7 protein-coding genes are annotated in these 6,117 nt (G+C 65.5%); 4 read left to right on the plus strand and 3 right to left on the minus strand.

Annotation, left to right across the window (positions count from 1 at the left end):
• Positions 1-168: 168 nt before the first annotated feature.
• A complete protein-coding gene (locus ACFWF3_RS20815; protein WP_378992834.1) occupies positions 169-606 on the plus strand; it encodes a VOC family protein in 438 nt (145 codons plus the stop codon).
• A 170-nt stretch (positions 607-776) separates the two neighbouring features.
• Positions 777-1,511 (plus strand): flavodoxin family protein, encoded by a 735-nt coding sequence (locus ACFWF3_RS20820; RefSeq protein ID WP_379314921.1) that lies wholly within the window; start codon positions 777-779, stop codon positions 1,509-1,511.
• A 45-nt stretch (positions 1,512-1,556) separates the two neighbouring features.
• Here the strand turns inward: ACFWF3_RS20820 and ACFWF3_RS20825 are convergent, their stop codons facing one another.
• Together ACFWF3_RS20825 and ACFWF3_RS20830 are read right to left on the minus strand one after the other, a co-directional pair.
• The gene (locus tag ACFWF3_RS20825; RefSeq protein WP_379314922.1) at positions 1,557-2,000 is read right to left on the minus strand and encodes an SRPBCC family protein; all 444 of its coding nucleotides are present in this window, start codon (positions 1,998-2,000) and stop codon (positions 1,557-1,559) included.
• 255 nt (positions 2,001-2,255) lie between these two features.
• Positions 2,256-2,864, minus strand: coding sequence for a histidine phosphatase family protein (locus ACFWF3_RS20830; protein WP_379314923.1), 609 nt, complete (start codon positions 2,862-2,864; stop codon positions 2,256-2,258).
• Between ACFWF3_RS20830 and ACFWF3_RS20835 the strand changes: the two genes are divergently transcribed.
• Complete coding sequence (locus ACFWF3_RS20835; protein ID WP_379314924.1) at positions 2,863-3,264, plus strand: hypothetical protein; 402 nt, start codon at positions 2,863-2,865, stop codon at positions 3,262-3,264. The two genes, ACFWF3_RS20830 and ACFWF3_RS20835, sit on opposite strands and share 2 nt — an antisense overlap.
• A 170-nt stretch (positions 3,265-3,434) precedes the next feature.
• Here the strand turns inward: ACFWF3_RS20835 and ACFWF3_RS20840 are convergent, their stop codons facing one another.
• Complete coding sequence (locus ACFWF3_RS20840; protein WP_379314925.1) at positions 3,435-5,138, minus strand: alkaline phosphatase D family protein; 1,704 nt, start codon at positions 5,136-5,138, stop codon at positions 3,435-3,437.
• A 435-nt stretch (positions 5,139-5,573) separates the two neighbouring features.
• Between ACFWF3_RS20840 and ACFWF3_RS20845 the strand changes: the two genes are divergently transcribed.
• Positions 5,574-6,117, plus strand: a 544-nt coding sequence (locus ACFWF3_RS20845) for a TetR/AcrR family transcriptional regulator (protein ID WP_379314926.1), incomplete at its 3' end; no start/stop codon positions are given.

The following is a 6,117-nucleotide window of genomic DNA, read 5'->3' on the forward strand; positions in this document are numbered from 1 at the left end:
GCTCGGCGGCGACGAAGAGCGGGTATCCCAGCGGCCCTGACCAAGCCTGCGGCGTGAGCGTCGTTCCCAGGCGGGGCCGGGCAGTCGCTGGTCGCACCGCGGCGCAGCGAGTGTGTCAACAGATCGGTAGTGGGAACGCGCACGGTAACTCGAACCGAAGGAGCCCTCGTGACCAGTCGCCCAGACCTCCCCGCACCCGAACAGGGTCTGATCCTCACCCATTTCCTGACCGTGCGCGATGTGGTCCGCTCGCGCGATTTCTACGCCGACATCCTCGGCGGCCAGGTCGTTCTCGCGGAAAATCCGGCTATCGTCAAGGTCGCCAACAGCTGGATCATCATGAATCCCGGCGGTGGACCAACCCCGGACAAGCCCGACATCACGCTGGCACCGCCGACGGCCGGCGAGGTGGTCTCGTCGTTTCTCAACGTGCGGGTCGCCGACATCGCCGCTTTCTATGCCGACGTCACCGCCAAAGGCGGACAGTTCTTGACCGAGCCGCTGGACCGCAAGGCCGAACTACGGTGCTACTTGCGCGACCCCGATGGCTACCTGATCGAGGTCGGTCAGGCCACCGGGATGCTGAAAGGCATCTTCGCCGACTGACCGACACGCCGCCGTCGCTCGTTCGCGACGAAATCCGCCGCGCTCCAGCGACTCGAGTGATCGAACAGTCACACCAAAGAGATGGGAGCACCAGTGCCGCACCACAACCCCCGCGACCACCACCGCCCACTGCTCTGCCGGGTGCTCGGCCTTCGAGTCGGGCCGAGGCGGTGACCGGGCCCGAGGCGGTGACCGAACCGGGCCCGCGCTTCGACGATCTGCGCGCGCTGTTCATCAATTGCACGCTCAAACGTTCGCCCGAGCCCAGCAATACCGACGGGCTGGTGCGGTTGAGTGCGCAGATCATGCGTCGGCGCGGTGTCGAAGTCGAGGAGCTGCGCGCGGTCGACCACGATATCGCGACCGGAGTGTGGCCTGACATGACCGAGCACGGAGCCCCGACCGATGAATGGCCGGAGATCTTCTCGCGCGTGCTCGACGCCGACATCCTGGTCTTGTGCGGCCCGATCTGGCTGGGCGACAACAGTTCGGTGATGAAACGGGTGATCGAACGCCTCTACGGATGCTCGTCGCTGCTCAACGATGCCGGTCAATACGCTTACTACGGGCGGGCAGCGGGGTGTCTGATCACCGGTAACGAAGACGGTATCAAGCACTGCGCGATGAATATCCTCTACAGCCTGCAGCACCTCGGGTACACCATTCCGCCGCAGGCCGATGCCGGATGGATCGGGTCGGTCGGTCCGGGTCCGTCCTATCTCGATCCGGATTCGGGCGGACCGGACAACGATTTCACCAACCGCAATACGTCGTTCATGACCTTCAACCTCATGCACGTGGCGGCCATGCTGCGGCGCAACGGCGGAATCCCGGCCTTCGGAAACCAGCGCAGCGAGTGGGACGCCGGATGCAGGCCCGACTTCGACAATCCGGAGCACCGATGAATCACGCCGAGGAACTGGGATCCGGATCCGCGATGCTGGTGACAGTCAGGACCCGATGCGGTTGTCGAGACATTTCAAGACCCAGCTGAACCCGGCCGAGGCGATGAGTTTGCCGGCGGGACCGAACACGAATCCGATACCCCGCACGGGTGAATCGAACTCCGATGTCCAAGTGACAAGGGTCGTGCCTGGCGAGGTCGACTCGAACTCGACCCGGCCGAGTTTGTGCTGCAACGGTGGCCGCGCCTTGCGGATCCTGTACTCCATCAGGACGGGCCGGTCGAAGGCGGTGATCTCCTCCCGGAACCAGGCGATGCCGGCGTTCACCTCGCGGATCGCGCCGAGCCCGTTCGGTTCGGTGTCGCCGGGCCGGACCACAGCGGCCGACACGATGCCGGGCACCAGCGCCAGCGCCGCATGGTCGGTGTAGGCGTCGAATACCGCTTCGATCGGGGCGTCGATGCTGCGTTGCACTTTCACGACGGTCATGGACAGAAATCCCTTCGGTTCACCACGGTCCGGCCTGGACCGGGACGGGCATAACTGGCGCGGGTGGTTGCGCTTCGGCGGTGACCGTCGCGCGAGCATCAGCGCTGTCGACCGTGCGCTCGGCCGGCGCTTCCCTGACTATGCCAGTGCCCCGCCGCGGTGGACGACTGCGCCACGGGCGCTCCTGGGCTGAGAGACAACCGTGCCCCGGTGCCATCGATTGTGTCGGTGGCATCCGGGGCACAGAAGGGTGAATCAGCCCAGGTCCGGGTGACCGACCCACTCGACAATCTTCCAGCCCTTCTGCGGGCTGCCCTCGAGGACGACGCGGCCGCCGTTGCGCATCGGATCGGTGCCGAGTTTGCTCTTGTCGGCGTTGGCGGCGTTCATCATCGACCAGAACATGATGGTGCCGCCGTGCGAGAAGATCACCGGGTTGGCGCAGCCGCGGCGCTGCACATCGAGCAGTGCCTGATCGACGCGGCCGTCGAACTCGTTGCCGTCGATGGAGCCTGGAATCCGTGCGCTCAGGTCGCCGGAGAGCCACTTGATCGGCGCCTGTAGGTACCCGGACATCGCCTCGGCCTCCGGGGTGCCCTCGTACTGGCCTGCCTCGATCTCCCGGAAACCGGGCTGAATGTCGAGGCTCAGGTCCTGCTTGGCGACGGTCGGTGCCGCGGTCTGCTCGGTACGCACCATGTTGGACGCGAAGGCGCAGTCGTAGTTCTTGTCGCCCAGCTGGATGGCCAGATTGTCTGCCTGTGACCGGCCGCGTGAGGTCAGGTCGGGTCCGGGCACCTTGGTGTCGATCAGGCCGGAGGTGTTACCGAGGGACTCGGCATGGCGCACCAGGGTGATGACCATGTCGCCGCTGCTGCCGGAGCTGCTGCCGGAACTGCCGAAGTCGATATCGGCGGACGCGACGCCGGTGGTAGCGGTTGTGGCCGCGACCGCCATCACGGCAATGGACAATCGAAGAGGTCGGATTCGCATGGGTGGGAATGCCTTTCATTGTGGCGAACGCCAATTCCGGTATGTCGAAGAACCGGAATTCGGAGTGTCGCGTCTCACAGAAGCAGCTATTTGCCCGAATCAAAGACGGGGTATCCCGTTCATCGGGAGCTTTCGCGCACTGGACCGCGCAGGCGAAACCACCGGTAGCGGAGGTGCGAGCGGCATGTCGACTCACGCGACCCGCTCACCCGGCCGTTTCGATGCCGCCGATCCGGTGTGCACGGCGATTTCCACAACCTCGGTGCCGTGATATCCAACGCGGCGGCCATGTCATTGGAGGTGAGTGCGCGAACGCGGCCTTGAGCTGTTGCGATCAGCACCGAGGAGATCAGGTTGTGGATCGCCCAGATGTTGGGGTCGCTCTTTGCATCGGAAGCCGGTCACCGCACGACGAGGGCCGACTCGCCGCGACCCGGCCCTTCATGGATCTCGGCGTATACCGCTGTGGGGCGAGCCGTCCGTCTCGGTCGACAGCACCACGTCCGCGACCGTCGTCAAATGTGGACGGCCGCCGTCGGTGCTCACCTGCTCCAGCACGAAGCGGCTGGTCCGGCCGCGCAGATGCAGCGTCGCTATCTGGTTGCCGAAGAAGGGGCCGGTGACCCGACTCCACTCGACCGACACCGGGGGAACGGTGGACACCCGGTCCAGGAGGAAACGCGTCACCCGTTCGGCGGCCCGACTCCACGAGACCCGGAAGATCGCCTTCATGGCGGTCGGAACGTAGTTGTGCATCGGCGAACAGGTCAGCTGGTAGACCCGGGATCGCACGGCGTCGGGGAACTGCGCTTGCGCGGCATAGGCGTGGTGAACGTCGCCGGACAGCACGCAGATCGTGGCGGGCGCCCGTCCCCCCGGGCTGCTGCACTGTCCGCGCCCGACGCGGGCGACGAGTTGGGCGAGCCGGTCGAATGACTCTCGGAACGCGGCCCAGTGTTCCAGATCGGCTGAACGCCGCAATCTTTCGGACCATCCGGCCACACGTCGGCCGCGGACCCCTGAGGCCATGCGCTCATTCCACGACTCCAGGTCGTGGAGGGCGCGCGGCAGCAGCCACGGGAGCGAGCTCCCCACCAGCAGGTGGTCGTAGTCGCCCTCGGTCTGTCGTTCGATCCACGAGAACTCGGGCTCGGAGACCATCGACCGCGTGCCGCCGCCGAGTATGCGTCCGCACCGGGAATCGATGACGAGCAGCCGGGTGGTGCCGAGATCGCGGCGATACGACCATTGCGCACCCTTGGCGCCGTCGGCTTCTTCGTCCGCTGCGGACGCGAAATCGCGGAGTAACTCCGCGCAGTCGCTGCCCTCGGATCGGATCCGCTGGTAGAGCTCGTCGTCGGCCAGGGCCGCGGGCGAGAGGTTGCCCAGGTGCTGGTAGATCCAGTACGACGACAACGCGCCCACGATGCGTTCCTCCCACCAGCCGGTGGCCTCGATCTCGTCACGCCACGATGTCGAGGTGTTCCAGTCGTCGATGACGTCGTGGTCGTCGAAGATCATCGACGACGGAACCGTGGACAGCAGCCAGCGCACCTGCGGGTCGGACCATGACTCGGAATAGAGCCACGTGTACTCCTCGAAGTTGCGGATCTGGGCGCCCGGCGGTTGGTCGAGGTCGTGCACCTCGTCGATGCGCCGGAGGATCTCCGGGGACAGCTCATCGGCGTAAACCTGGTCGCCGAGTAGCAACAATGCGTCGGGCAGATCTTCGGGCGGGCGTTGCATGACTCGCCGCGCATAGGCGTCGAGAGCGTCGGCGTCGAAGTGGTCGTTGTCCTGCGTCGCGGTCGGTGTGGCGAATCGGCACGAGCCGAAGGCGAGGATCAGATCGGCGTCGCCTCTGAGCGTGCGAATGACGGACGGGTACGGGGCGTCGGGCAGCGGCCAGACGCGCGTCCCATCGAGACTGACCTCGTACCGCGTGACGGAACCGGCCGCCAGTCCTGTAATCAGGACGAGAGCGTAATGGTGTCCGGCGATGGTCCAGGTGTGTTCGTGGTGGCCGAGGACCTCGACAGTGCACGGTGCGGAGGTCTCGACCCAGACGGTGGCGTCGCATTCGCCGACGTGACGCAGCAACGGACCCAGAACCAGCTCGCTCCTGAATTCCGGCAGCCGTGCCATCAGTCCAGACTATGTCGTGGACCGGCTGTCGAGCAGGGGCATTCTGCCCCCCCAGGCGGGATTCGTCGGATTCCGATGAACGCTACGACGACACACTCGATCGCGTGATCGGCCTGCTTTCGCGATCCAGCTCGGTATGGAAGCGCCCCACAGAAACCCACACTTGTGACCGGAATCGGTCGCGCACTCGACGGTATCGACACCGCGCAACCGCCCGCCCGGGCGACCGCGGATATGACGGTCGCGCTGTGGGCTGTGGGCGACGAGTTCCAGTTGCTGATGCGCCTGGACGAAGCCGGGTCGCGGGCCCGGATGGCTGTGATGCGATCGGTTGGACCACACGGTTGCTCGGCAATGCTTGAACGTGATGACAATATTTGTTCACGTTGTCTATCTCGGTAGGATCCCGATGAGTGCCCAGGGAAAGGTCTTGCAGTGGCTGAGGATCGTCGGACCCGTCGTACGCGTCGGCTGCTCAGGGAAGCTTTCGTCGCGCTGGTGCTCGAACGAGGCTTCTCCGGGGTGACCGTGGAGGACATCACCGAGGCGGCCGACCTGGGCCGGGCAACGTTCTACACCCACTACGCCGACAAGGACGCGCTGCTCGATCACCTCGTCACCGAGTTGATCGAAGAGATGCAGCGCAGGCTGCAGCCGCTGGTCGCCGGTTCGGTGAGAGGCTTCACCGGTAAGCCGGTATTGGAGTTGTTCCGGTACGCGGCCGAGGAACGTGATGCTTTCCGGGTGGTGCTGCGTGGGGCGGGGGATGGGCGCGCCTTGCGTCGTTTCTCCGACGATCGCAGTGGTGCCGCGGTGGAGATCTTTTCCGCGCGCGCGGCTGCTCAGGGGGTCGAGTTGCGTATCGATGCCGAGGTGCTGGCGCGTGCCTGGGTGGGGGAATTGGTCGCCACGCTGTCGTGGTGGCTCGAGTCGGAGAGCACGCTCAGCGCCGAGGAAGTCACCGATCAACTACTGAATC

It is taken from the genome of Nocardia sp. NPDC060220, from assembly GCF_042727815.1.
Classification (GTDB): Bacteria; Actinomycetota; Actinomycetes; order Mycobacteriales; family Mycobacteriaceae; genus Nocardia.